At 41.2% G+C, this 25,959-nt stretch carries 18 protein-coding genes and 1 tRNA gene; 13 read left to right on the top strand and 6 right to left on the bottom strand.

Features of this window, described 5'->3' with window-relative positions; genetic code table 11:
* Positions 1–8: 8 nt before the first annotated feature.
* The 7 genes from SY85_RS01085 to SY85_RS01055 all read left to right on the top strand — a co-directional run bounded on the left by SY85_RS01085 (position 9) and on the right by SY85_RS01055 (position 9,952).
* Positions 9–1,439: a SusD/RagB family nutrient-binding outer membrane lipoprotein gene (locus SY85_RS01085; RefSeq protein WP_066401380.1), complete on the top strand. Its 1,431-nt coding sequence runs from the start codon at positions 9–11 to the stop codon at positions 1,437–1,439.
* Positions 1,440–1,722: 283 nt separating this feature from the next.
* Positions 1,723–3,582: a SusC/RagA family TonB-linked outer membrane protein gene (locus SY85_RS01080; RefSeq protein WP_066401379.1), complete on the top strand. Its 1,860-nt coding sequence runs from the start codon at positions 1,723–1,725 to the stop codon at positions 3,580–3,582.
* 8 nt (positions 3,583–3,590) lie between these two features.
* The gene (locus SY85_RS01075) at positions 3,591–4,814 is read left to right on the top strand and encodes a SusC/RagA family TonB-linked outer membrane protein (RefSeq protein WP_066401378.1); all 1,224 of its coding nucleotides are present in this window, start codon (positions 3,591–3,593) and stop codon (positions 4,812–4,814) included.
* A gap of 24 nt (positions 4,815–4,838) precedes the next feature.
* Positions 4,839–6,269 (top strand): SusD/RagB family nutrient-binding outer membrane lipoprotein, encoded by a 1,431-nt coding sequence (locus tag SY85_RS01070; RefSeq protein ID WP_066401377.1) that lies wholly within the window; start codon positions 4,839–4,841, stop codon positions 6,267–6,269.
* Between the two features lie 185 nt (positions 6,270–6,454).
* On the top strand, positions 6,455–8,419 hold the full coding sequence (locus SY85_RS01065; protein WP_066401376.1) for an ABC-F family ATP-binding cassette domain-containing protein: 1,965 nt from the start codon (positions 6,455–6,457) through the stop codon (positions 8,417–8,419).
* A gap of 766 nt (positions 8,420–9,185) precedes the next feature.
* Complete coding sequence (locus SY85_RS01060; RefSeq protein ID WP_066401375.1) at positions 9,186–9,530, top strand: hypothetical protein; 345 nt, start codon at positions 9,186–9,188, stop codon at positions 9,528–9,530.
* 8 nt (positions 9,531–9,538) lie between these two features.
* Positions 9,539–9,952: an SH3 domain-containing protein gene (locus SY85_RS01055; protein ID WP_066401374.1), complete on the top strand. Its 414-nt coding sequence runs from the start codon at positions 9,539–9,541 to the stop codon at positions 9,950–9,952.
* On the opposite strand, the gene SY85_RS01050 is transcribed toward SY85_RS01055, so the two are convergent.
* The 3 genes from SY85_RS01050 to hutI are packed head-to-tail and all read right to left on the bottom strand — an operon-like array spanning position 9,949 to position 13,497.
* Positions 9,949–11,010, bottom strand: coding sequence for a formimidoylglutamase (locus tag SY85_RS01050; RefSeq protein WP_066401373.1), 1,062 nt, complete (start codon positions 11,008–11,010; stop codon positions 9,949–9,951). The genes SY85_RS01055 and SY85_RS01050 overlap by 4 nt on opposite strands.
* Complete coding sequence (locus SY85_RS01045; protein WP_066401372.1) at positions 11,007–12,236, bottom strand: cation:proton antiporter domain-containing protein; 1,230 nt, start codon at positions 12,234–12,236, stop codon at positions 11,007–11,009. Before SY85_RS01045 ends, SY85_RS01050 begins: the two co-directional genes overlap by 4 nt.
* Before the next feature lie 16 nt (positions 12,237–12,252).
* Positions 12,253–13,497 carry an imidazolonepropionase gene (gene hutI / locus SY85_RS01040; RefSeq protein ID WP_066409197.1) on the bottom strand — a complete coding sequence of 415 codons (1,245 nt, stop codon included), beginning with the start codon at positions 13,495–13,497 and terminating at the stop codon, positions 12,253–12,255.
* 203 nt (positions 13,498–13,700) lie between these two features.
* On the opposite strand from hutI, the gene treS reads away from it, so the two are divergent.
* Positions 13,701–17,069 carry a maltose alpha-D-glucosyltransferase gene (gene treS, locus SY85_RS01035; protein ID WP_066401371.1) on the top strand — a complete coding sequence of 1,123 codons (3,369 nt, stop codon included), beginning with the start codon at positions 13,701–13,703 and terminating at the stop codon, positions 17,067–17,069.
* A 12-nt stretch (positions 17,070–17,081) separates the two neighbouring features.
* Here treS and SY85_RS01030 read toward each other — a convergent pair whose 3' ends face one another.
* The 3 genes from SY85_RS01030 to hutH all read right to left on the bottom strand — a co-directional run bounded on the left by SY85_RS01030 (position 17,082) and on the right by hutH (position 23,267).
* The gene (locus SY85_RS01030) at positions 17,082–19,406 is read right to left on the bottom strand and encodes a bifunctional alpha,alpha-trehalose-phosphate synthase (UDP-forming)/trehalose-phosphatase (protein ID WP_226998966.1); all 2,325 of its coding nucleotides are present in this window, start codon (positions 19,404–19,406) and stop codon (positions 17,082–17,084) included.
* A gap of 352 nt (positions 19,407–19,758) precedes the next feature.
* Positions 19,759–21,441, bottom strand: a complete 1,683-nt coding sequence (gene hutU / locus SY85_RS01025; protein WP_066401370.1) for a urocanate hydratase — start codon at positions 21,439–21,441, stop codon at positions 19,759–19,761.
* Positions 21,442–21,698: 257 nt separating this feature from the next.
* On the bottom strand, positions 21,699–23,267 hold the full coding sequence (hutH, locus tag SY85_RS01020) for a histidine ammonia-lyase (protein WP_066401369.1): 1,569 nt from the start codon (positions 23,265–23,267) through the stop codon (positions 21,699–21,701).
* A gap of 56 nt (positions 23,268–23,323) precedes the next feature.
* Here hutH and SY85_RS01015 point away from each other — a divergent pair, with 56 nt between their 5' ends.
* From SY85_RS01015 to SY85_RS01000, 5 genes are all read left to right on the top strand, one after another.
* Positions 23,324–23,842, top strand: a complete 519-nt coding sequence (locus tag SY85_RS01015) for a hypothetical protein (protein ID WP_066401368.1) — start codon at positions 23,324–23,326, stop codon at positions 23,840–23,842.
* Between the two features lie 47 nt (positions 23,843–23,889).
* Positions 23,890–23,963, top strand: a tRNA-Arg gene (locus tag SY85_RS01010).
* Positions 23,964–24,083: 120 nt separating this feature from the next.
* Complete coding sequence (locus SY85_RS26100; protein WP_257739097.1) at positions 24,084–24,212, top strand: hypothetical protein; 129 nt, start codon at positions 24,084–24,086, stop codon at positions 24,210–24,212.
* A gap of 108 nt (positions 24,213–24,320) precedes the next feature.
* Positions 24,321–25,277 carry a hypothetical protein gene (locus SY85_RS01005; protein WP_066401367.1) on the top strand — a complete coding sequence of 319 codons (957 nt, stop codon included), beginning with the start codon at positions 24,321–24,323 and terminating at the stop codon, positions 25,275–25,277.
* A gap of 393 nt (positions 25,278–25,670) precedes the next feature.
* Positions 25,671–25,946 (top strand): hypothetical protein, encoded by a 276-nt coding sequence (locus SY85_RS01000; protein WP_066401366.1) that lies wholly within the window; start codon positions 25,671–25,673, stop codon positions 25,944–25,946.
* Positions 25,947–25,959: the final 13 nt, after the last annotated feature.

Raw genomic sequence — 25,959 nt, 5'->3', positions numbered from 1 at the left:
TTATCACAATGAAAAAGAAATTCATAACACTGATCTTTCTGCCAATACTTATGTTGGCAGCTTGTGAAAAAGATCTAACGGATATAAACGTGGACCCAAAGAATCCATTAACGGCACCATCATATGCATTCTATAGCAACGCCCAGGTAAACTTAATGGATGAACTAACCTCCACGAACGTAAATGAAAACATCTTTAGGTTGATCATGCAATACTGGCAGGAAACAACCTATACAGATGAAAGTAACTATGACTTGATTACCCGTCAAATTCCAAGGCAAATGTGGAACTATCTGTATAGAGATGTTTTGAGAGATATTCAGGAATCTAAAAAACTGATTCCACAACAGGTAACAGATGCTGGCTTACAACAGAATCAATTAGCCATTGCTGAGATCACAGAGATCGTTACTTGGTATTATTTGGTAACCAGTTTTGGCGATATACCCTATTCACAGGCATTGGATCCGCAGAAAATTTTGCCTAAATATGATAATCAGCACGACATCTACAATGATTTACTAACACGCCTTGATGCGGCCATTGGTAAGTTGAATCCAGATCACGGAAGTTTTGGTAATGCTGATTTACTTTATGGTGGTGATGTAAGCCTTTGGAAAAAGTTTGCCAATTCATTCAAGCTTAAAATGGGTATGACGCTAGCAGATGTAGACCCTGCAAAAGCAAAAGCTACAGTAGAATCAGCTGTTGCAGCAGGCGTTATCAGCTCGAATGCTGAAAACACTGACATCGTATACACTAGTGCTCCGCCTAACACTAACCCGGTTTGGGATGATCTTGTACAAAGTAATCGCAAAGACTTCGTTGCTGCCAGCACCGTTGTTGACAGAATGAATGCACTCAAAGACCCAAGGTTAAACGAGTACTTCCAAGCACAACCAGGCGGTATCTATATAGGTGGTACACCTGGCGCATCCAGTCCCTGGGCACAATTTTCAAAGCCCGGCACAGTGTTTTATCGGCCTGATAACAATGCCTTGCTAATAGATTATTCAGAAGTAGAATTTTTCTTGGCAGAAGCAAAAGAAAGAGGATATAATGTACCCGGCACAGCACAGGAGCATTATAATAATGCAGTAACAGCATCAATTACGTATTGGGGCAACACGGCAGCAGATGCAACAGCATACCTTGCACAACCAGGGGTTGCTTATAATTCAGCAAATTGGAAACAATTGATTGGCGAGCAGAAGTGGCTTGCTCTTTATAATAGAGGTTGGGAATCATGGATAGAATGGAGACGGTTAGATTATCCAATCATTAAAGCCCCAGCTTCAGCGGTGTCCGATGTTCCATTACGCTTCACGTACCCAATACCTGAACAAAACGTAAACACAACCAATTATAATGCAGCGGTTTCAAAAATTCCTGGCGGTAAAGATGTAGTTGGTGTGAAGCTATTTTGGGATGTACTATAGCCTTACTTGTTGTTTGTATACAATAAAAGGAGTTGTCAATTGACAACTCCTTTTATTGTATACACCTACAATTAAAAATATTGCTTTTAATGACTCAGATTTTGCGGTACACCTTAGCCTATTGTTTTGAATATGTTTTTAAATAAGCAGCGTTCATTTTAATTCATCTGTCTACTTTTTTAGGCTTTACTTTAACACCTTCCCTTCTCAGCACTTTATCAATACCCCAAGGAACTGCTTTAAAACCTACCCTTAATTACTTAACCATTAAACTTGATCTTTCATGAGAAGTTTTACTTCATTGCTTACAATGCTGATGCTTTGTAGTACGCTGGCTTTTGCCCAAACCAGAACGGTAACTGGTGTCGTAAGAGATGATAAAGGAGAAGCGGTACCATTTGCTACGGTAACAGAAGCAGGAACGCAAAATGTAGTTAAAGCTGATGCAAATGGAGCTTATAGTATCAAGCTCAGCCCAAATGGTCAATTGACCATTTCAGCCACTGGCTTTCAGCCTCAAACCCTATCTGTCACAGGCAATATGGCAAATGTGGCCTTGGTTAGAGGTGAAGGGCAACTACAAGAAGTAGTTGTTACAGCCTTAGGTGTTAGAAGACAACGCAGAGGACTTGGATATTCTGTTGATGAAGTTAAAGGCGATCAACTGAATAGATCCAATAATCAAAACGTTGTAAACTCGTTGAACGGTAGAGTATCTGGTGTACAGGTTGTATCTAGTGGCGGTGCACCCGGCCAAGCCTCCAAAATTATTATACGCGGTGGCGCCAAATCAATTACAGGTAATAATGAACCACTTTTTGTTATAGATGGCGTGCCTGTCAGTAATGCCAATGATGGTAGCGGTAGCAGCACTGAAGTAGAAGGTGTAGCTACACCTAACCGCATTGCAGATATAAACCCTGAAGATATAGAGTCCATGTCTATCCTGAAAGGTAGTGCAGCAGCTGTTCTTTATGGAAACAGAGGTGCAAATGGCGTAGTTTTAATTACAACCAAATCTGGCAGAGGCCGTGCTGGTGCGCCAGTCATTACATTGAGCAGCACTGTCGGCTTTGATGATCCTTTACGAATGCCGGAATTCCAGACTATATACGCACAAGGTACAAGTCCTGCAGCTTATACAGAAGGCACATCACGCTCTTTTGGACCAAAAATAGTAGGACAAACTGTGCATAGTAATGCAGCAGGCAAGGATATAACACTTCGCGCGTTTAATCCAAGGGAAGATTTCCTGGAAACAGGTGTAACCTATAGCAATAACTTATCACTGGCGCAAAGCAGAGAAAACACCAACTATTATTTATCCGTAGGACACTCCCGCCAGGAATCTATTGTTCCCAACCAGGATTATAATAAAGCAAGTATCCGTTTAAACGTAAACAACCAGGTAAATAGCAGATTAAATGCTGGCGTCAATTTAAATTACGTACGCTCCTGGGGTGATGTTCCTGATTTGGGACAAAGTGGTAATAACCCATTCTTCGCCTTATTCAATATGCCTGTTAGCTGGGATATTAAAGGGTACGGTTATCAAAAAGAAACAGGCGAGCAAATCAACTTTAGAGGAGGATCATTTGACAACCCACTATGGACTGTAAATAAAACCTTCTTCAATACTGTTGATGACAGGATCATTGGAGCACTAAATCTTGGCTATAAATTTCTTCCCTGGTTAGATGTTGCTTATCGATTGGGGCTAGACCAGATGTACGATGATCGAAAGTCATTTAAAGACATTCATACAGGCTCTTACCCAAATGGTAATTTAGCAAATGACAATATAAACCGCCAGCAAATAAACTCTACGTTCTTTGTAAACATTAACCGAAAAATAAATTCTGATATAGGCATGACGTTTACCGGCGGCCATGACTATTTCCAGAGAAGACTGAAGCAATATACCCAAACGGGTACCAGCCTGGTTGTTCCTGGTGTGGCACATATGACAAACGTTCAGGCATTTGATCCGGATTTTGAGTACCAGGAAAAGAGAAGACTTGTCGGTGTATTTGGCGACCTGAAGTTTGACTATAAAAACTACCTGTTCCTTGGTTTAACAGGAAGAAACGAATGGTCTTCTACCTTACCAGAAGAAAATAGAAGTTATTTTTCCCAGGCGTAAACGCTTCATTGATCTTTACAGACCTGTTCAATATTGATAAGTCCATATTAAGCTACGGTAAAGTAAGAGTAGGATACGCGCAAACTGCACGCGATCCAGATCCTTATCAAGTTGTAAACACCTATGTATTACCAGATAACACTATTGCAGCTGATTTTGGTGATGGCTTTGTAAGCGCCTCAGCGCCTTTTGTATTCCCATTCGGATCTATACCTGGTTATACACTTAACAACGTAATCAACAACCCTAAACTGAAAGCCGAAAAAACTGCTGAAATTGAAGTAGGTACCGAGTTGCGTTTTTTAAAAGAACGCATAAACCTGGACTTTACTTATTTCCATAATAGAAACACTGATGGTATCGTTCCTGTAGATATTTCACCAGCAGCCGGTGCTACTAACTTCGTGGTCAACTCTGGTTTAACTACAGTACAAGGTATTGAGGTAGGTTTAAATGTAACTCCAGTTAAATCGAAAAGTGGCTTTACGTGGAATGCCAACATTACATTTAGCAGGATACGGTCTAAAGTAGAAGAAACCTATCCGGGCGTAGAGCAAATTTACCTGGGTGGTTTTAGTGGTAACCCAGCCATCTTTGCAGTTAAAGGTGAACGCTATGGAACCATTATAGGAACCGGATATCAGAGAGATGCCAACGGCAACGTACTTGTAGATAGCGATGGCTTTCCACTTTTTGCAGATGGTTTACGTTTAGGACATACAGAACCAGATTGGACTGGTGGTATCAGAAACACGCTTACCTTTAAGAACTTTGGACTTGATTTTTTAATTGACACAAGGCAAGGTGGTTATATATACAATGGCACAGAAGAACTACTAGACTTCTACGGTGTAAGCAAAAAAACAGCAACCCGTGAAGAAGATTATATTTTCCCTGGCGTTAAAGAATCCGATAATAAGCCTAATGATATAGTAGTGAAGCGTGATGCTACCTGGTGGAACTTTGCACAGGGAAATGAAGAATATGTCTATAAAAACAACTGGGTTAAGCTACGTGAAGCCAACCTGAGCTACAACTTCAAACTCAATAATACTAAGGTTCTTAAATCTGGAACAGTAAGTGTTTATGGAAGAAACCTTTGGATAGACACAGATGTTCCTCACGTGGATCCGGAATCCAGTTCATTTGGTACCGGCAATGGACAAGGTGCTACACGTATGTCATTCCCTACTACCAGAAGTTACGGTGTGAATCTTCGACTGACCTTTTAAGTGTTAACCATTCAAAATCAAGCAATGAAAACAACATATAAATTAGGCATGGTAGTGTTGATATCTCTAACATCACTACTTTCCTGTAAAAAAAATCTGGATATAAATAATGATCCAAACAATTTTACTGATGTCCCGATTCAATTAATATTACCACCTGCACAGGTTCAGCTTGCTTATACCTTAGGAGGTGACGTTTCCAGAATTACAGGCTCTTTTGTACAACATTATGCTGGTCATAGAAACCAACCATTAGAATACAATCAGTTTGATGTAACACCTCCAACATCAGATGGATTGTGGCAACGGTTGTATTCTGTAACATTAAGAGACCTGAAATCTATTAGTGATAAAGCAGAAGTATCAGGCGACAAAATGTATCTTGGCGTATCTCAAATACTTTCAGCATATACATATAGTATTTTAACTGACTTATTTGGTGACATACCATTTACCCAATCACTCCAAGACGATAAAAATATTACCCCAGGTTATGACAAACAAGAAACGATCTATCCTGCTCTTATTACCATGTTGGAAACCGGAATAACTAATATTAAATCAAATGCAGGATTAGAGATGGGTGATGATGATGTTATTTATGGAGGAGATATGGTGAAATGGGAAAAATTCGCCAACTCTTTAAAGCTTCGCCTACTTAACCACATTAGTAAGAGAGATCCCAATGCAGTTCTAACCTTTTTGAACAGCAACCCATTACTCATTACCGATAATGCGGATAATGCAATGTTAGTATTTGGTACAACTGCAAATAATGCCAATCCTATTTATGGATTTGACGTACTCTCCGGACGAAAGGATATGGCTGTTAGTGCAACTTTGGTAACGAAAATGCAGAGTTTAAATGACCCCCGAATTCCGTTATATTTTTTTCCAGTACTAAATAATGGACAAGGCCGTAAAGGACAGTATTGGGGAAATACCCCAGGAAATGACCTAGATGATGCAGCCCAGAACTATTTTTCCAGAGTAGGTTCTTTCTATGCATCTATTAACTCGCCTGTTGTACTAATGAGCGCAGCAGAGGTACAGTTCATCATTGCTGAAGTACGTTTCAGAGCTAACAATTTAGCTGCGGCTGGCACTGCTTATAATACAGCCATTACAAAGGATTTTGAGGCTTTAGGACTTACTGGCGCAGCTGCCTACTTGGCTAAACCAGACGTTGCTTTTGACAATACATTAAAACGGATAATGGAACAAAAATGGATCACCATGTATCAGGCTCCTTATGAATCCTGGGTTGACTGGAGAAGAACAGGTTTTCCTGCTATAGTAAATAACGGAACAAATAGAACCGGTGGTGTGATCCCTCGGAGACTTCCCTATCCACAATTGGAAATCAACCTTAACCGCGCAGCTCTGGAAGCTGGTCCAGGGGTGCCTATTCCATTTGAAACACTTAAAACCAGGGTTTGGTGGGATGTACCATAAATTCATCTTAGCGCAGTTTAATGGCTTGGTTGTCTAACACCAAGCCTTTTTTCTTGGCAGGCCTTTAAGCTTTCCTATCCCTGGCAAATACTAGAATTATACATTCTCCTTATAAAAAAATCCTGTTAATCCCCCTTTAATTCCTCCTCTCAGCGGTTACCTTTGCGGCTCTTAAGTTTCACCGTATGCTGGCAGGACTACAAAATGTAACATTTGACTTTGGGGCGCGCACAATTGTAAGAGACGCGACCTGGCACATTCATCCCAATGACCGTATTGGCCTGATTGGCTATAATGGAACGGGAAAATCTACCCTACTAAAGCTTTTTGTAGGCGAATACCAGCCATCTGCAGGTACTGTTGAACGCAGCCGGAATACCTCTATTGGTTATTTACACCAGGATCTTCTGAGCTTTGACACCAGCGAAAGTATCCTTGAGGTAGCCATGCATGCTTTTGATAAGGCCAAGCAAATAGAAAAAGAATTGGCCCAAATTACAGATGCGTTGGCTAAAAATGAAACGGATGAGCTGCTTATGCAGTACAGCGAAAAACTGCACGAGTTTGAAGAAGCCGGAGGTTATACCATAGAACATCAAACTGAAGAAGTTTTACAGGGACTGGGCTTTAACAACAGCGATTTAAAGCGCCCTTACCGGGAATTCAGCGGTGGATGGCGTATGCGCGTCTTATTAGCTAAAATGATCTTGCAACAGCCCGACCTGCTGTTAATGGATGAACCTACCAACCACTTGGACCTTCCATCCATCGAATGGCTGGAAAAATACCTCCAACACTATAAAGGTGCAGTGGTTATTGTGAGCCACGATAAATACTTCCTGAACCGCATGGTGAAGAAGATTGTAGAGCTGTATCAAAAAGAACTGCATTTCTATACCGGCAATTATGAGTATTATGAAACAGAGAAGCAACAACGGATAGAATTGCAGCAACGCGCCTTTGAAAACCAGCAAGAATACATACGCCAGCAAGAACGCTTTATTGAGCGCTTTAAAGCAAAAGCTTCAAAAGCCGCGCAGGCCCAAAGTATTGTAAAGCGTTTGGACAGGCTAGAACGTATTGAAGATGTAGAGATTGAACGTCCAGACATCCGTATCAACTTCCCAGTAGATAAAGTACCGGGTAAAGTATTGGTGGACCTAAAGGGAGTGAGCAAACGATACAGTGAAAATGTGATCTTACAAAATGCTACCGCTGAAATTGAGCGTGGTGATAAGATTGCCCTGATCGGTGCTAACGGTAAAGGTAAGTCTACCCTTCTTAGAATTATAGATGGTAGTGAACCTATTGAAGGAGAACGTAAATGGGGGCATAATATTGAAGAAGCCTTCTACGCGCAGCACCAGTTAGAATCATTAACATTAACGCATACTATCCTTGAAGAAATGAAAAGCGCCGGCTCCCAAAAAACAGAGCAAGAGCTGCGCAACTTATTAGGTTGCTTTCTTTTTGGAGGAGATGATATTGATAAAAAAATCAAGGTCCTAAGTGGAGGGGAAAAAGCAAGAGTAGCCTTGGCTAAAACCATCATCAGTAAAGCCAACTTCTTATTACTGGATGAACCGACCAACCACTTAGATATACACTCTACTGAACTTCTTATTGACGCACTGAAGCGTTATGAGGGAAGCTTGGTGCTGGTTAGTCACGACCGTTATTTTGTATCCAAAACTGCCAATAAGATCTGGGAGATCAAAGATCATGAGATCAAGGAGTTCAAGGGCACTTATGAAGAATGGGTAGCCTGGAACGAGCGTATGGCTAAAAATGGCGCTCAGGGTGCGGAACCAAAAGCAAAAAGCCAGGTACAGAAGGAAAAAGAAACACCCCAGGTAATAACACCACAACCCGTTGTTAATACAGCGCCTAATGTTCCTATCAACAAAGAGGCAAAAAAAGAACTGCAAAAGCAACAACGCCTGTTTCAAAAGCTTGAAGAAGATATTGCTGCATTAAATGCTCAAAAAAGCCAACTGGAAGCAAAATTGGGTTCTCCCGAAGCCTACGCAGACAAAAACATATTTGCCGATACTGAAAAGCAGTATAAGTCAGTGTTGGCAAAGCTGACTGAGCTAAATACTACATACGAACAGGTATTTGAGAAGTTAATGGAGCTGGAAGGGCAGTAATCCCAAATGTTTAAAAGCTTTTATAAGACAAAGCGAGGGCATACTATTCTATAGGCCCTCGCTTTGTCTTATTATGACTATACCCTGATCTTGCCGATGGGTCACTTTACGCATGCAAGCTGGTACTATTCATCAACATTAGCTGTTATGCTATGCCCAGGAGGGTTAATTTATATCTTTAAGGTTCTGCCCTTTAGCCTGGATCTCAAGCAGTTGTATTATTTATTTTACTTATGACTTAGGGATGTAAGTAGAAGTTGTATAGGCTTATCTAAGGAGGAGTAGTGAATGTGGAAGGCAGGTAGAGGGCTTTATCTGTGCAGTTAGTACGGACTTACCTACAGAACACCCACAGATTAGGTACAGACTAGGTACAGGAGAGGTACAAGAGACTAGGGAGATAGGTAGGGCGGCGTGGCAGCAGCCAGGCTCGTGAATGGTCAGTGGTGAGTAGGCTAACACCCGCTCCCAGCCCCTAAAGGGGAGAGACCACACCCCAGACCGCTATTAAATTCCAAAAGACAAATTCCAAATTCCAGTTATATGAGCCTCCCTTACTGGGGAGTTACAGAGGATATCCTCCTCTACTCCTCCTACCATCCTCCTATACTACTTCACTAAACCTTCCCCACTGACCAACAACTATTGACTGGATTCTGCCGCGCTGCCCTCCCCTTTAGGGGCCGGGGGTACGCACTGGCCCTTGTCTGGTATAAGAGTTGTAGCAGTGTTGAGCCAATATTTACCTCAAATTAAAATTAAGCTCATGAAAAGATTTTTTGTTCCCCTAAGCCTAGGGGTTATGCTTTTAGCTGGTTTTACGTTACAGTCGTGCGGAAATAAAAAGAAGGTAGATACAACGACTACCACTACAACCACCACCCCGGAAACAACTACCTCTACAGAACCTGTTACCATTTCCAGCGACGATGCTTTAAAAAAAGGGGTAACTGACGCTACAAAAGACTTCCCAGGCGTAACAGCTACCGTAAACAATGGTGAGATCACGCTAACCGGAACCATTAAAAGAGACAGGCTGCCAACACTCATGCAGTCGTTAAATACGCTACAGCCAAAGAAAATCAATAACAACTTAACCATTCAACAATAGGAGGCGATATGGCACTTCAATCAAAATACCAACAACTCATCACGGCTGCTCAACAAGCAGGTGTTACCGACTTACAGGTAAGGGAACAAAATAATGTATTGTATATAGATGGTACGGCACCTAGTGGGGCTGTTAAAGACCAGCTCTGGAATATCTATAACCAAATAGACCCCGACTTCAGAGCGGGAGACCTGGTACTTAATATTAACTCCAACGTTAATACTGGAACACAGGCAAAAGTAGTAACGGAGTCGTCTAACCTTAATATCCGTAAAGGGCCAGGCACAGACCAGCCCATTGTAGGAAAGGCTGCGCATGGCGAAACCGTAACCGTCATCAGTAAAGCCAACGAACAGTGGTGGCTGGTACGTAGTAAAGATGGCGAAGAAGGCTATGCCTATGCGCAGTATTTACAGGTTTAGTCCTTAGGCGCAGCATTCGACTTAATAAAATCGCTGACGAGGTAACTAATTAACTTACCCGTTGCTTCGTCAGCTTTTCCATTGGTCAATTTAGCAGCTCCCTCACAAATATGTAAATAGGCGGTTTTTGCCTGCGCTGCACACTGTGTTACATACTGGCGAGCTTGAAAAGAGCTAATACCACTAGGAGTATAGGCACTACTTAATACATCTTCAATAGCATCCAGATCCAGTTCTACGCCCACATAATTATCATCCGTAAAACCAATAGCGTGGGAAACCGCCTGACGGAAGTTTTGTTTTTCATGTATGAAGATGTCTTCAAAGGTTATACAATCGAAGAAAGGATTATTGACAATATCCATCCATACATTTTGTTGCAGGTAATTCTCCTGTAATCCTATCACACAATACTTCTGCAAGAAACCATCTTCCTCTGCATAACGAAAGGCATTACCGCTATGACGCCCCTCTGCAGGACGATAATCAGCATGCGCATCCAGGTTTACACAATTGATCTGAGGCATATCTATGATCTGGGCGGCATTCAAGCCTTTAGCGGCTCCTTTAAGCAAAGGATAGGCATTGTTATGTCCACCACCAATTACAATAGGAATACGTTCGGCAGCTACAATAGCTTTTACCAATTTTTCCACTTCTTCATCAATGGTATTTACTGCATGGCGAAACGCTTCTACCCTTTCTTCTTCTGTCTGGGCATTACTAACAATTAAAGCCTGCAGGTCACTAAAATCAAAATGACCGATAACTGCAACTTCATCACCATTCAAAAAATCATTGCTCTGAATATTCAAAAACGATTGCAGAAAGGGCACCCATGTTGTACTGGCCCCGGCTACTCCCATATTGGCTTGCACACCAATATCTTCAGGCACACCAATGATTACATATTCTGCATTTAGTCGTTGAAAAGCTTCCGGGGAATGGTCATCTCCCAACACTTCTACACGTTCGCCTAATTTAGTTTCATAGCGACGTAAACGGGTAATGGACAAGATGTCTTCTTTCGTATAAAACTTAAAATGGGGTGTGTTCATAATAATTCTTTTCGTTCAGCAAATTGAGGTTCTTCTATTACATCTGTGCCCGAGGCTTTGTAAAACAACATACCCAAGGCTAAAATGATACTTGTTGATAGTACTACAAAAAATAAGATACCATCATTAAAGTTGGCTAATTTCAAATGCGCAGGTATCTTATAAAACAGAACAATAGTAATTAAACCACGTGGTATAAAGAAACTCTCTGGAAAAATAGTTGTCTTAAAAGAGAACCGTAAATATAAAAGACGAATCAAAAAAAGGCCAATTACAATCAGGCTTCCTACCATCCATACTTCTACCTCATATAAAAACTTCAGGTCAATAGAAAAGCCAAAAAGCAGGAAGAAAAACGTTCGTACCAGGAAAGAGGATTCTGCGGTAATAGAATGCAAGGATGAACGTATGCTCCCCATTTCCCAATGGGCAATCTTATTAACTGCGGGCAGCTTTTGAATACCTTCCCAATTATTGATTAACAAGCCAAAGGCTAAAATGATCATTAAAGAAGGCAAGTGCAACAGTTTACCGCCAGCATAAATTAGAACCAGCAACGAGAAGATCAAAAAGAACTTCACTTCCAAGTGTGTTCGCCTTAGAATAAAAAACAAGGCTATGGACAGAAAAAAGGAAAGGATGATTGATACGATAAAATTGAAGCCAAATAAGCCAAACGAATACAGCGTTAATACTTCCTTAGCGATAAAATAGTTGAAGAAGATAATGCCAAGTATATCAGAAAAAGAGGCCTCATAAATCAAAAACTCTCTTTTGCGTTCCGTTAGATGGTGAATACTTGGAAGTACAATAGAACTGCTCATGATACATAAGGGAATGGCATAAACCAACGACTTTACCAGATCTTCCCGTAACCAATAATACAATATGCCTGTAACTATTGCAGTTGAAAAGATTAATATAAATAGCGCTGTAAAAAATGAATATCGTATGAGGCCGATCTTTTCTTTTTCAATCTTCAAATCCAAGCCTGCCTCCAATACAATCATGATCAAGCCAACCACACCAAGGGCTTCAATGATTTGTCCCGGCAAAGGGATCACAATATTATAGGCCAGTGCTAAAAAGCGTAGGCCTATTCCTGCAAACAAGAGCAATAAAACAGATGGAACTCTAATTTTCCTACTTACAATGGAAAAGAGATAAGAAAGCACTACAAGACAACATAAAATTATTAGCAGCCATTCTGTACTTACATAGTGCATAACTCAAAAATTATTGTTAGCTATTTACCCATTCCCCATTCAACATTACTCTTTCAATTAAATTAGAACCGAATGCATAAGGCAAATAAGCAATAGAAGGCACTGGCTTGGTTAAAATGAAGTTAGCCTTCTTCCCTACTGTAATACTGCCTACTTCATTTTCAAGTTCCATAGCAAAGGCACCGTTTATAGTAGCTGCATTAATCGCTTCTTCAGGTAGCATCCGCATTTGAATACAACTCATAGCTACCACCAAATTCATGTTTCCAGAAGGCGATGAACCTGGGTTAAAGTCTGAAGCCAACGCAATAGCACAATTGGCATCAATCAGTTGTCGCGCCGGTTGAAAAGGCATTCGTAAAAAGAAAGCAGCTGTTGGCAATAAGGTTCCAATGGTTGAAGAAGCTGCCAATGTTTGAATGGCATCCTCATCCATAGTTTCCAAATGATCAACAGAGATGGCCCCCATTTTTACACCTACCTGCACACCGCCAGAAAGATTTAATTGGTTAGCATGAATTTTGGCCTTTAGTCCGTATTGTTTTCCAGCCTTGATGATACGTTCTGTATCTTCTGGTGTATAAAATCCGGTTTCACAAAAAACATCAATATAATCAGCAAGCCCTTCCTGTCCTATAATGGGTAGCATCTCGTTAATGATCAGCTCTATATACCCCTCTTTATTTTCCTTATAGTCCAGTGGTATTGTATGGGCACCCAGAAAACTAGCTTTTATTGGCAGGCTTGAAGTTTGTTTAAGTCGGCGAATCACGCGCAACATCTTCAGCTCCCCTTCTTTGGTCAAGCCATAACCACTCTTTATTTCAATGGCCCCTGTTCCTAACTTGATCAAATCCTGTAAGCGGGCATAGGATTGATTAAACAGTTCATCTTCCGATGTTTCATTGAGTTTGCGGGCCGAGTTCAAAATACCACCGCCTTTGGCCGCTATTTCTGCATAACTCAATCCCTTGATCTTATCTACAAACTCATTCTCCCTACTTCCGGCAAACACAATATGAGTATGACTATCGCACCAGGATGGCAAGACCATTTTACCCTTTGCGTTTATATGAAACGCAAAATCGGAAGGCTTGAACTTTAATTCACTCATTGGGCCATAAGCTACTATCCTATCGCCTTCTACAATCAAAAAAGCATTTTCAATACTTGGTAAATACGATAACTCTTTTCCTCGCAAAAGCGCGGCATTTTCTCTAATATTTACCAATGTGTGAATGTTCGTAAACAGTGTTGCCATAACGCTGCTAATGTACAGCCTTATAAATCCATTTCCATATTTCAATATGCTTCCAAAAAAACAATGCACCTTAACGCCGCATTTAATAATAAATGGCAATTTGACATTGACCATCAGCCACTTCATTCAAATTTATAGGCATGGTATTTTCTGCAATACCAACAATTGGCTCAGCCAGAATCAGGAAACTTTAAGCAAACACTATGGCAACAAATAATTCTGTGATTGATGATAAGTTACATTGGTATAAAGACGCCATTATTTACGAGTTGCATATCAAAGCGTTTCGCGACAGCAATGGAGACGGAATAGGCGATTTTCAGGGCTTATTAGACAAACTGGACTACCTGCAGGATCTTGGTATTACCGCGATTTGGGTCTTACCTTTTTATCCATCGCCTTTGAAAGACGATGGCTATGACATTGCGGACTATTATAGTATCAATAACAGCTATGGCACCCTTGATCAATTCAAGGCTTTTCTAGCGGAGGCCCACAAACGTAATTTAAAGGTGATCACTGAACTGGTGATCAACCACACATCCGATCAACATCCTTGGTTTCAGCGGGCACGCTCAGCCCACAAAGGCTCAATAGAACGAGAGTTCTATGTATGGAGCGACGACCCAACCCAATATAAAGACGTACGTATCATTTTTCAGGATTTTGAGGCTTCCAACTGGACCTGGGACCCAGTAGCTCAACAATATTACTGGCATCGGTTCTTTCATCACCAACCCGATCTGAATTATGACAACCCAATTGTTCAGGAGGAGATCTTTAAGATCATGGATTATTGGTGCAGTATGGGAGTAGACGGATTTCGACTGGATGCGGTCCCCTATCTTTTTGAACGGGAAGGCACCAATGGAGAAAACCTGCCAGAAACACACGCTTTTTTAAAGAAGCTGCGTCATCATGTAGATACCCATTACCCAGGTACTGTGTTTTTGGCTGAGGCCAATATGTGGCCAGAAGATTCAGCCTCCTATTTTGGAGATGGTGACGAATGCCACATGAATTATCACTTTCCGGTAATGCCTCGCATGTTTATGGCCATGCAACAGGAAGACCGCTACCCTATTACTGATATTTTTGACCAAACGCCACCAATTCCGCCTACGTGTCAGTGGGCCATCTTTCTGCGCAATCATGATGAGCTTACCCTTGAAATGGTGACCGATGAAGAGCGGGATTTTATGTATAAAGTTTATGCCAAAGACCCTAAAGCAAAAATCAATTTAGGTATCCGGCATCGATTGGCGCCCCTTATGGATAACAGCCTGCGCAAGATTGAGTTAATGAATTCCTTACTTTTTTCTTTGCCAGGAACACCCGTAATCTATTATGGAGATGAAATAGGCATGGGCGATAATTTTTACTTGGGCGATCGGGACGGTGTACGCACCCCTATGCAATGGTCTGCCGATAGAAATGCTGGCTTTTCAGAGGCCAATCCACAATCGTTGTACCTGCCCGTGATCCTGGATCCGGAGTATAGCTATGAGTCTGTGAATGTAGAAATGCAACGTCGCAACACATCGTCTTTGTTCTGGTTTATGAAGCGTATAATCAACATGCGTAAAAACCATAAAGCCTTTGGCCGCGGCGATATGCAGTTTCTTCACGTAGAAAATCCAAAAGTGCTTGCATTTACCCGCACTTACCAAGATGAGACCTTATTGATCGTTGCCAACTTAGCCAAGTACGCACAGCCGGCTGAAATTGACCTCAAAGCTTTTAAAGGTAATATACCTGTAGAGGCATTCAGCAAGAACCAGTTTCCAGCCATAAAGGAGAACACTCCTTATTTCTTTACACTAAGCCCCCATTCGTTTCAATGGTTTATACTGCAAAAAGCGTATGCACAAACAGAAGACAAAAAAACACTACCAACCATACAAGCAGACAGTTTGGAAAGTGTATTTGAAAGCCGCAATCTCAAAGAGCTGACAGAAATAGTGCTGCCTACTTTTTTACAAAAAAGGTCCTGGTTCAAAGGAAAGAACCGAACGATATACAGCATTACCATATCACATAAAACAAGTATACCTCTTGTAGAAGCACAAGCTATTTTACTTATACTAGAAGTAGCTTATGAAAGTGGTCTTCCGGAGAATTATCAATTAGCTGTTACCATTTGTGAGGGAGTGGATGCGAGAAAGCTGGTAGAAGAAACTCCTGAGGCTGTTTTAGCCTTCTTACGGCCCGACGGTGAATTCACCGTATTATGCGATGCCTTCTATTTTCCTTTTTACCAACAGTTTCTTATCAATAGCTTGGCAGAAGGAAAACAGTTAACCACAACCACAGGTAAACTAAATTTTAAAATAACAACCCGTCTGGCGTTTCGGCCCGAAGAGTCCACGCATGTAAAATCGAAGATCCATACGGTAGATGAAAACAATACTTCGATAACTTATAACCAATCCTTCTTCTTAAAAATGTATCGGGAAGTAGATAAAAGCATCAATCCCGATGTGGAAACAACCTCTTACCTCTCTACCCGAAACTTATTTGAACACATACCAAAATATCTTGGTGCTATAGAATGGCAATTAGAAAAAGAGGTGATTGTTTTAGGAATGGTGCAAGAGCTGATTGAGAACCATGGTACCGGTTATTCCTACATGCTAGAGCGTATCAATAATTACATTGAACGCATACTTGCCCGGGACAGGAACTTTCTAAATCCAGCGGAACGTTATGGGAGCCTAATAGAACCTTTGAGCTTTGAAGAGCTACCTGAGCATTTACAAGTATTACTAGGTAACAGAGCAGCCGACTTTGCTAAACTATTGGGCGAGCGCACGGGTGAAATGCATGTAGCGTTGGCAGCTATTCCCAATACAGACTTTCAACCGGAGGAGTTCTCTTTACACTACCAACGCTCGCTTTTTTCTGCTATGCAATCATTAGTAAGAGAAAGCTTTCAAAGTTTACAAAAACACTTTGACGACTTGCCCATTGATGTAAAACAAGAAGCCAATGAAATGTTTCATAGTAAAGATCACCTTCTTAATATGTTGAAACGCATCTATGCTAAAAAACTGAATGTAGTAAAGGTGCGGCATCACGGCAACTTTCATTTAGACAAGGTTTTATTAACGGGCAAAGACCTGGTGATACAAGACTTTGGTGGTGACCCCATGCGTAGTTTTAGTGAGCGACGGATAAAACGCTCACCATTAAGAGATGTAGCCGATATGGTTTGCTCTTTTTATTATGTAGCTTATGAGGGGTTCTTTACCAATCCGCATGTAACAGCAGAAGAGCGAGCTGGCTTATTGCCTTTCGCAAGACTATGGGCTTACTACATGAGTTCTTTCTTCATAAAGGCTTACTTGAATAAAGTAAAGGGCTCGTCTTTTGTTCCAAAAGACAAACAGGATCTACGCATTTTAGGACAAACACTTTTATTACAAAAAGCATTATACCGCTTTAATATAGAATTAAACAATCGGCCCGACAGGGTGATAATACCGCTGCACCTGATAGCAGCGATCATTAAAGAAACGAAAGAATTAAAGTCATCGAATAGTATGACCAATACCATGCAGGCGGGAACATAGCCTGCATGGTTCCTATCCAATTTTTGAATAGTTATAGAACTCCGTTTTAACCGGCAAAATAAAACGCCTTAGAAATGGATACACTTCCCGTTGTGATAATAAAGTATGCTGAGCAGCCGTATTGCCACGACCTACCTTTATGGTATACCCCCTGTCTGACAATGCACGAAACATATCTTCATCGGTTGTATCATCGCCAATACATAATATAAAATCAGGGTTCAGGTAGTTGATCATCTGTATAGAAGAAGCCCCCTTATCTACACCTACCATGCGCACTTCTAAAACACGATTGCCATCTATTACCTGCAATGATGTATTAGCCGTAAGCTGCAATAAGCTATTACGTAATTCACGGGAACGCATAAAGCCTAATTCTGGATAGGTATTGCGGTAATGCCATGCTAAGGTGCTTTTCTTTTCTTCAATAAAGGAGCCGGCACAGCGATCCACAAAGAGCTGCATTAGTGGTCTTACCTGCTCTTTCCACTCAGTTGACATGGTAATTACTTCTTTCCATTTCTCCCCTTTATGCTTGATACAGGCGCCATGTTCTGCAATCATGTTCACTGGCAGGTGCCCCAACCACTTATCTAAGGTATTCATGTCTCGACCACTAATGATAACCACCTCGTTAGCTGGATCAATTGTCAGATCATCCAGCAACTGCAAAAGCTCTGTACTAGGCGCTGCCATTGAGGGTATCTTTTGAAAAGGCGCCAGGGTTCCATCATAATCCAGAAGCAAGCTCCGTTTATTTGCTTGTGAATACTGATACAGCATTTCCTGAATTGTTTCTTCCTTCAGGATGTTGATACGTAGTGCATCCTGATCTTTTTTAGAAGCACTTAATTGCTCCAGGAAGTCTTTCAACCAACGTAAAACATCATATTCTGCTAGGCGGCGTTGCATATAAGATAGACGCGAGCGCTGTTCCATCAGTGGCATAATCAAAGCCTGATTGATAGCGTTGGCCACCTCTGTGGTATCTGTAGGGTTTACAATCAATGCTTCATTTAGCTCGCTAGCGGCACCTGTAAGTTCACTTAAGATCAATACCCCTTTATCAATGCAGCTGGCAATGTATTCTTTTGCCACTAAGTTCATACCATCGCGCAATGGGGTAATTAATGCCACATCGGCCACTTGGTATAAGGCGCATAACTCATCAAAAGAAAGATGATTATATCTATAAATTAAAGGTTGCCACTGCAGTGTTGAATATTTACCATTTATAGTACTGACACGCTCTTCAATTAATTTTCGCCGCTCATTGTAAGTAGGTATCGAATCGCGGGAAGGAATTACATTTAGTATAAATACCACACGTTCTCTCCACTCCGGATATAAGGCTAAAAATATTTCAAAGCTTTCTAACCGATGTTCCAATCCTTTGGTATAGTCAAGCCGGTCTACAGAAAATAGGATCTTCTGATCATAGAATTTTTCCTCTAAAGCACTACTGATCCCTACTACTGTTTCATCTAAACTGGCATCTCTGAATTTTTCATAATCAATTCCTATAGGAAACTGATCAGCCTTTACTACCCGGTTGTTATAATAAATGGTATTGAACTGGCTTTCTACTTTTACAATCATCTTAGCTGATTGTACGAAATGTTGTACATAATCATATGTATGAAAACCGACCAGATCAGCCCCTAACAATCCTTCCAATAGGGCCCTCTTCCAATCTGATGGCATCAGACGAAAGATCTCATACGAAGGAAAAGGAATATGCAAAAAGAACCCGATAGAAGCCTCTGGCATTCGCTGCCGAAGCATGTTGGGTAATAACATCAATTGATAGTCATGTACCCATATTACATCGCCTGGCTCGTAAATAGAAGCGATCTTATCAGCAAAAAGTTGATTGACCTTTAGATAGGCCTCAAAATATTCTTTTTTGTATTCAACCAACGTAGGAAAATAATGAAACAATGGCCAAATAGCAGAATTGGAAAAGCCAGTATAATAGCCATTATAAAGAGCTGGAGGAGGGAAAATAGGCTCAATGATGAAGTCAGCATCAATCAATCCTTCTGCCTCTGCTGAACGCCAATCCTCTTCTGTAGAATCAACACTACCTACCCAAATCTCTTCACTATATTGATTGGCAAAACTATCTGTACCTCTCCTTTCAAAAAAGCTTTTCAGAGCCGACACCAGTCCACCCGAACTCTGCCGAACAATTAATCCCTCTCCGGTTTTATCAATCGAAAAAGGTAATCGATTAGAAATAATGATGAGTCTTCCCATATACTGCAAACAATCTATTGCCATATAGGGTCCAAAAATTAGACCATTAGAAGCCATTTTTCGCGATTCTAACTGCATTCTATGGGGATTCTAATTGCTTTATAATTGGCAAATACAAGCTACCCGCTACAAGCTGTTCGCTGCACGCAGCAAGCCTCACACGCCCCCGGCCCCTAAGGGGGAGCGCTGCGCGCTATTGGTTTCGCGCAGAGGAAAGGAGAAAAGGAGAAGAAAGGATATGTCCATAAATAGAAAAGCACTCCACCAACGGAGTGCTTTAACACGTACATTATTTTTTCAATCATTATTCATTACTAATCATTGAGCATTAAACATTTCCTCCACTTCTTCCTTCTTCCTTCTTCCTTCCTTGTTCCTTGTTCATTATTCATTAGCTAATCTTCACATCAGCTAATCAGCTAATTCCCCTCTATGCTTTCAAACGATCAATTACATCAAGGCCATTTGCCTTCGCTGTTTCTTTAGCCAATTCATAACCAGCATCTGCATGACGAATAACACCCATACCTGGATCATTACGTAATACGCGGCTTAAACGAGCTGCAGCATCGTCTGTACCATCGGCTACGATCACCATACCGGCATGTATGCTATACCCCATACCTACACCACCGCCATGATGTAAGCTTACCCACGAAGCACCACCAGCTGTATTGACCAATGCGTTTAATATTGGCCAGTCAGCTACCGCATCACTACCATCCATCATCGCTTCTGTTTCACGATTAGGTGAAGCAACAGAACCTGTATCTAAGTGATCACGTCCAATAACAATGGGCGCTTTTACTTTACCAGTACGCACCAACTCATTAAAAGCTAGTCCCGCTTTCTCACGCTCGCCTTGCCCTAACCAGCAAATACGTGCTGGCAAGCCTTGAAACGCGATCTTTTCTTTCGCCAACTTCAACCAACGTTGTAAAGAAGCATTCTCAGGAAAGAGTTCAGCAATTACTTTATCCGTTACGGCAATATCCTCTGGATCGCCACTTAAAGCTGCCCAACGGAACGGTCCTTTTCCTTCACAGAATAGTGGACGGATATAAGCAGGTACAAAACCGGGAAAGTCAAAAGCATTAGTCAATCCTTTTTCTTTAGCCCTTGCACGAATGTTATTACCATAGTCAAACGTAATGGCACCACGCTTCTGTAATTCCAACATTAGTTCTACATGTCTGTACATAGAAGTGTAGGCATACTCTAAGTATTGCTTAGGATTTTCATCTCTTAATACCTTGGCTTGCTCATAAGAGATCTCATGTGGCCAGTAACCAATTAACGGATCATGTGCAGATGTTTGGTCGGTCAATATATCAGGGATTATATTTCGCTCCAACATGCGCTCCAACAAATGCACGGCATTACACAATACACCTATGGATAATGCCTCACCATTTTGCTTGGCTTCTAACGCTCTATCAATTGCAGCATCAATATCTTCGATCAACACATCGCAATAACGCGTTTCAATGCGCTTTTCAATTCTCCAACGTTCTACTTCAGCAGCCAAACAAACACCTTCGTTCATGGTGATAGAAAGTGGTTGAGCGCCACCCATACCACCAAGACCCGCTGTTACACTTAGTGTACCTTTCAATGTACCACCAAAATGCTTATCTGCAATAGCAGCAAAGGTTTCATACGTTCCCTGAACGATACCTTGTGAACCAATATAGATCCAGCTACCCGCTGTCATTTGGCCATACATCATCAGCCCTTTTTTCTCCAACTCTTCAAAATGCTGCCAGTTGGCCCAGTTGGGTACCAATTGTGAGTTAGAGATCAACACACGTGGTGCATCTTTATGCGTTTTCAATATGCCAACCGGCTTACCACTTTGTACCAATAAGCTTTCGTCGTTTTCCAGGATCTTTAATCCGGCAATGATCTTATCCAGTGCATCAAAATCACGTGCTGCCTTTCCTCTTCCACCGTAAACGATCAAGTCGTCTGGGCGCTCGGCTACTTCTGGATTTAGATTATTTAGTAACATGCGTAAAGCGGCTTCCTGAATCCAGCCTTTACACTGTAGTTGACTTCCTGTAGGTGTTTTATACTTTACAGGATCATACTTTGTTATAGTCGTTGTAGACATAGCAATTTATTTAAGTTACAATCGTTTTTTATTTCTTTTTTATTTTGAACCACTTTAGAAATAACAGCCCTTCTCCCTCCTTCCTTCGCTCTACATTGATCATTGAGTATTGAAAATTGAGCAGTGAACATTCCTTCTCTCCTTACTCATCACTCACTATTCATCATTCCTTCCCTCATTCCCAATTCCTTCAAAATTCATCATTCCTTGTTCCTTGTTCAATATTCTTCTCCTATTCTCCTTTTCTCTGTGCGAAACTACAGGCCAAAGGCCTCAAACCCTTTATTCAGCCCAACGCCCTTTTCCTCTGCAAAGCCATTCACTTTCTCTACAAAAGAGAAGTCGGATATAATGTGTTTAATGGCGTTGATATCCTCAGCAAAGATGCGGTCCTCTTCTGCAAAGCTTACATGCTCACGCACAAAGCCATGCGCAAATTCTAACAGGGCGCTACTCTTTAATGGGCGGCGAAACTCAATAGCCTGGCAGGCACTCAGCAACTCAATGGCCAGAATGTATTCCAGGTTATCAATAACACGGTTTACTTTCCGGCCGCTGATACTACCCATACTAACGTGATCTTCCTGACCCAAAGAGGTAGGAATGCTATCCGCACTACTAGGGAAGCAAAGCGTTTTATTCTCGGTAACCAATGCGGCTGTTGTATACTGCGGGATCATAAAACCACTGTTCAAGCCCACATCATTCATCAGCAGCATAGGCAAGCCCCACTTACCTTCTAATAACAAATAACATCTTCTATCAGAGATATTGCCAATTTCGGCAGCAGCAAAGCAGGCATAGTCTAATGGTAAGGCCAGCGGTTGACCATGGAAGTTACCACCACTGATGGTATCTTCTGCACCAAATACAACCGGGTTATCGGTTACGGCATTCAGTTCTATTTCTGTCAGCTCTTTTAAATGCAGCCAGGCATTTCTTGAAGCACCATGAACCTGCGGCATACAGCGTAACGAATAAGGATCCTGCACACGACCACAATCAACGTGGCTTTGCATGATATCAGATTGCTGTAACAACAAGCGTAAGCGCTGCGCTACCAATAGATTGCCTTTAAATGGACGCAGACCATGCAGGCGTTCATCAAACGGCGCCTTGGTACCTGTAAGGGCTTCCAGGCTCATCGCACCAATAATATCGGCCGCTTCCAGGCAGTTGTGCATACGCTGCACCGCTTTTACAGCAAAGGATAAGATAAACTGCGTACCGTTGATCAGGGCCAATCCTTCTTTAGGGCCCAATGGAATGGATTGCAGGTCAAACTGGTTTAAGATCTCGGCCGACTTATACTTATTGCCTTTATAGAAAACTTCGCCTAAGCCTATCAGTGGCAGGAACAAATGCGCCAGAGGTGCCAGATCGCCGGAAGCCCCTACGCTACCCTTCTCTGGTACTACCGGAATCACATCGTTTTGTATGTGCCAGATGATACGCTGAATGGTTTGCAGCTGCACACCCGAAAAACCTTGCGCTAATGCATGCACCTTAGTGATCAGCATGATCTTGGCTACTTCCTCCGGTATAGGATTACCTACACCCACACTATGACTTTGTAAGATCTTATACTGTAATAAGGCGGCATCGGCCTCACTGATTTTTTTATTGGCCAAGATGCCAAAACCGGTAGTTACACCATATACAGTACGGCCAGCTTCCGTCATTTCCTGCACGTGGCGCTGACTTTGCTCAATTCGGGCTATTGTTTCTTGACTCAAATCACCCTTTTGGAGGCCTGTACCTATAGCAATCGCTTGTTGGACGGTCAAATGACCCGTTCCATAGAAAAATGTAGAATGCGCAATCATCGCGGCGAAAATAAATTATATCTTACAGCTACCAATTAAATCCTATTCGATTCACTATGGAAAACCTGCTATTAATCCTGGCTACAACGCTTATTTTAAGCCGTAAAAAGCCCAATCCGTATGGTTTTAGTAAATACGTCATTGGCCGCAGCGGCTGCACTCTTCTTCTTCCCCATGATCCTGGCGCTTTCCGCCCGTCCTATACCAAGAACGGCGACTTAATGTATTTCGCAGAAACGGAGGATAATGGTGTTACTTATGGCTGCGTGACCGTTGTATTAAAAGAGCAGCTAGACAATCTGGCAGAAGCGGAAAAAAACCTTGCATTTTTCATGCAAACACTACAAAAATCATATAGTGTTGACTACACGGCAGGCCTATGTTTTGGCCACATGCCCAAAAACAACAGCCAGGCCCGCGGCATTGTGGACTACTGGCAGGACGCCGCCGAAGTGGATTGGAAGCTGAAAGGCTGGACCAATGGACGCATTATGTCGGTTGTCTATGTATCCAACATAGCCGATTTACCTGTTAATAAAGTGGAAATGTTCCTGGATAGTTTCCAATTTGCATAATTCCTTTTTGCAAAATAGTTTCAATCCTTATCTTTGCTGCCCCTTAAGGTCCGGTAGCTCAGCTGAATAGAGCAACTGCCTTCTAAGCAGTAGGTCATTGGTTTGAATCCAATCCGGATCACAAAGAAGTTTTAAACCCCTTGTCAGGCGTGAGTTTGATAAGGGGTTTTTGTTTTTCCAATTATCATTTTCTCCATTTTCATATTTTCAATAATCTAATTACCAAACTAACTATTGTAATATGGCTAAAAACATAACACTTTATAATGTTTTTGTTGCATCTCCCTCTGATGTAAAAGAAGAAAGAGAAGCTTTAGAAGGAGTTGTTAGAGAATTTAATTTAACTACAGCAAATTTCCTATCTATATAACTTGAACTTGTAAAGTGGGAAACACATACATACCCGAGCTTTGGCACGGATGCTCAAGAAGTAATAAATACCCAAATCAATGATGACTACGATATTTTTATTGGTATTATGTGGAGTAGATTTGGTTCACCTACCGATAGAGCAGACTCCGGAACTAAAGAGGAATTTTTAAGAGCTTATAAAAGATGGAAAGAAACAGGTGGCAAAGACATTAAAATAATGTTTTACTTTAAAAATGCACCTATTCTCCCCGACAACATTGACATTGAGCAAATAAAGTTTGTCAAAGATTTCAAACATGAATTAAATGAAAAAGGTGGTTTATATGGGTCATATAAAGATTCTGCAGAATTTACCCAATTATTAAGAATTCATCTAAATAATGCAATAACCTCTTTAGTTAAAACAAAAGAAAAGGAAGATTCTATAAATCCTAATACCCCTAAAATAACTGAGCCCAAAACAGAAGTCCTTTCCATTGAAGCTCCCGTGACAATAATTGAAGATGAACAAACAGAAGAAATTGGCCTTGCCGAAAGTCTTGAACTTTCACTAGAAAAGATTATTGATAGTGCTCATACACTACAAAATATGTCCAAGTTTTTGAATGAACTTTCTGAAAAGACAAATGAAAGAACCGATGCCATAAATAGAACTCAAGGCTGGTCTTTAGAAGCGAGAAGCAAAGAGATAAAGAAAATAATGGATAAGGTAAGCATAGATTTAACTACTTATGTAAAAAGAACTAAAATTGAAATATCTCTCTATAAAGAATCTTTTGAAATTGGAATTAAGTTATTTACAAGTGCTTATTCTGTATTGACATCTCTTGCCGGAGGATCAGATGAAGTTCAGGTAATAAGAACGTCTTTAATTGCACTAAAAGCTCAAATAATTTATGCGATTGAAGGAACTTCTTCATTTCGATTATCATTGCAGGCAATGCCAAATGTAACTCCAACATACAAGAAAGCTAAAAGAGAAGCTTTAGAAGTACTAAATGATCTAATTAAGGAGTTAGACTTTTCTTCCCAATTAATAGAAGAGATTGAGATAGGGATTTAATGAGGTTTTTCGGTCCCAGCCGTGTCCCAACATCTGGCGCAAGTATGCAGCCAAGCCTTTGCAGCCGAGCGTACTTGTGCTGAACCGCTAGATAGGTTTAGATAAGCGCCGTATCTTCTTATCCAGGCCCTGTGCGTGGCAATGGACACGGTGGCAGTCATAGTCAGTAAGGCTACTTGCATTCTTGTATCCTTATAAAACAGAACTAAGGAAAAATACAGTCATTTCTGTCCCAGCCGTGTCTCCTCTGTATGGCTTTTGTGAGCAGAGAGGGACACGGTGTTCAATGTGCAACGCCCTATCCTAGCCAACACACTTTGGCCTAGCATTGGAGGCACGGCTGTGACCCTGATCTGTCACCTTTACTAAAGTTTAAAGCCTTTTCTTTGCAAAATGGAGCCACAAGTAATTATTGAGAAGATACAGGAACAGTTTCCACAAGTTATTATTGCTAAGAATAGATCATATGGCATGTATAATTACATTGAATTGGAATGGAATGATGAACAGTTTAGGTATGTTACCTCTCTGGACATCTACGCTAATCAGGTTAAACCCTATGGCTTCATTCGCCAATTCAATAAAATAGATAAAGATGCAAAGACTGAAACAATTGGAACACATCCATTAGTTGATGAAATAATAAAAACCATAAAAAGACTACAATAAAGGAAATGGTTTT

Source organism: Flavisolibacter tropicus (assembly GCF_001644645.1).
In the GTDB taxonomy this organism is placed as follows: domain Bacteria; phylum Bacteroidota; class Bacteroidia; order Chitinophagales; family Chitinophagaceae; genus Flavisolibacter; species Flavisolibacter tropicus.
Note: the sequence above shows the minus strand (reverse complement) of the source record. Positions and strands in the feature narration are given on the sequence as shown.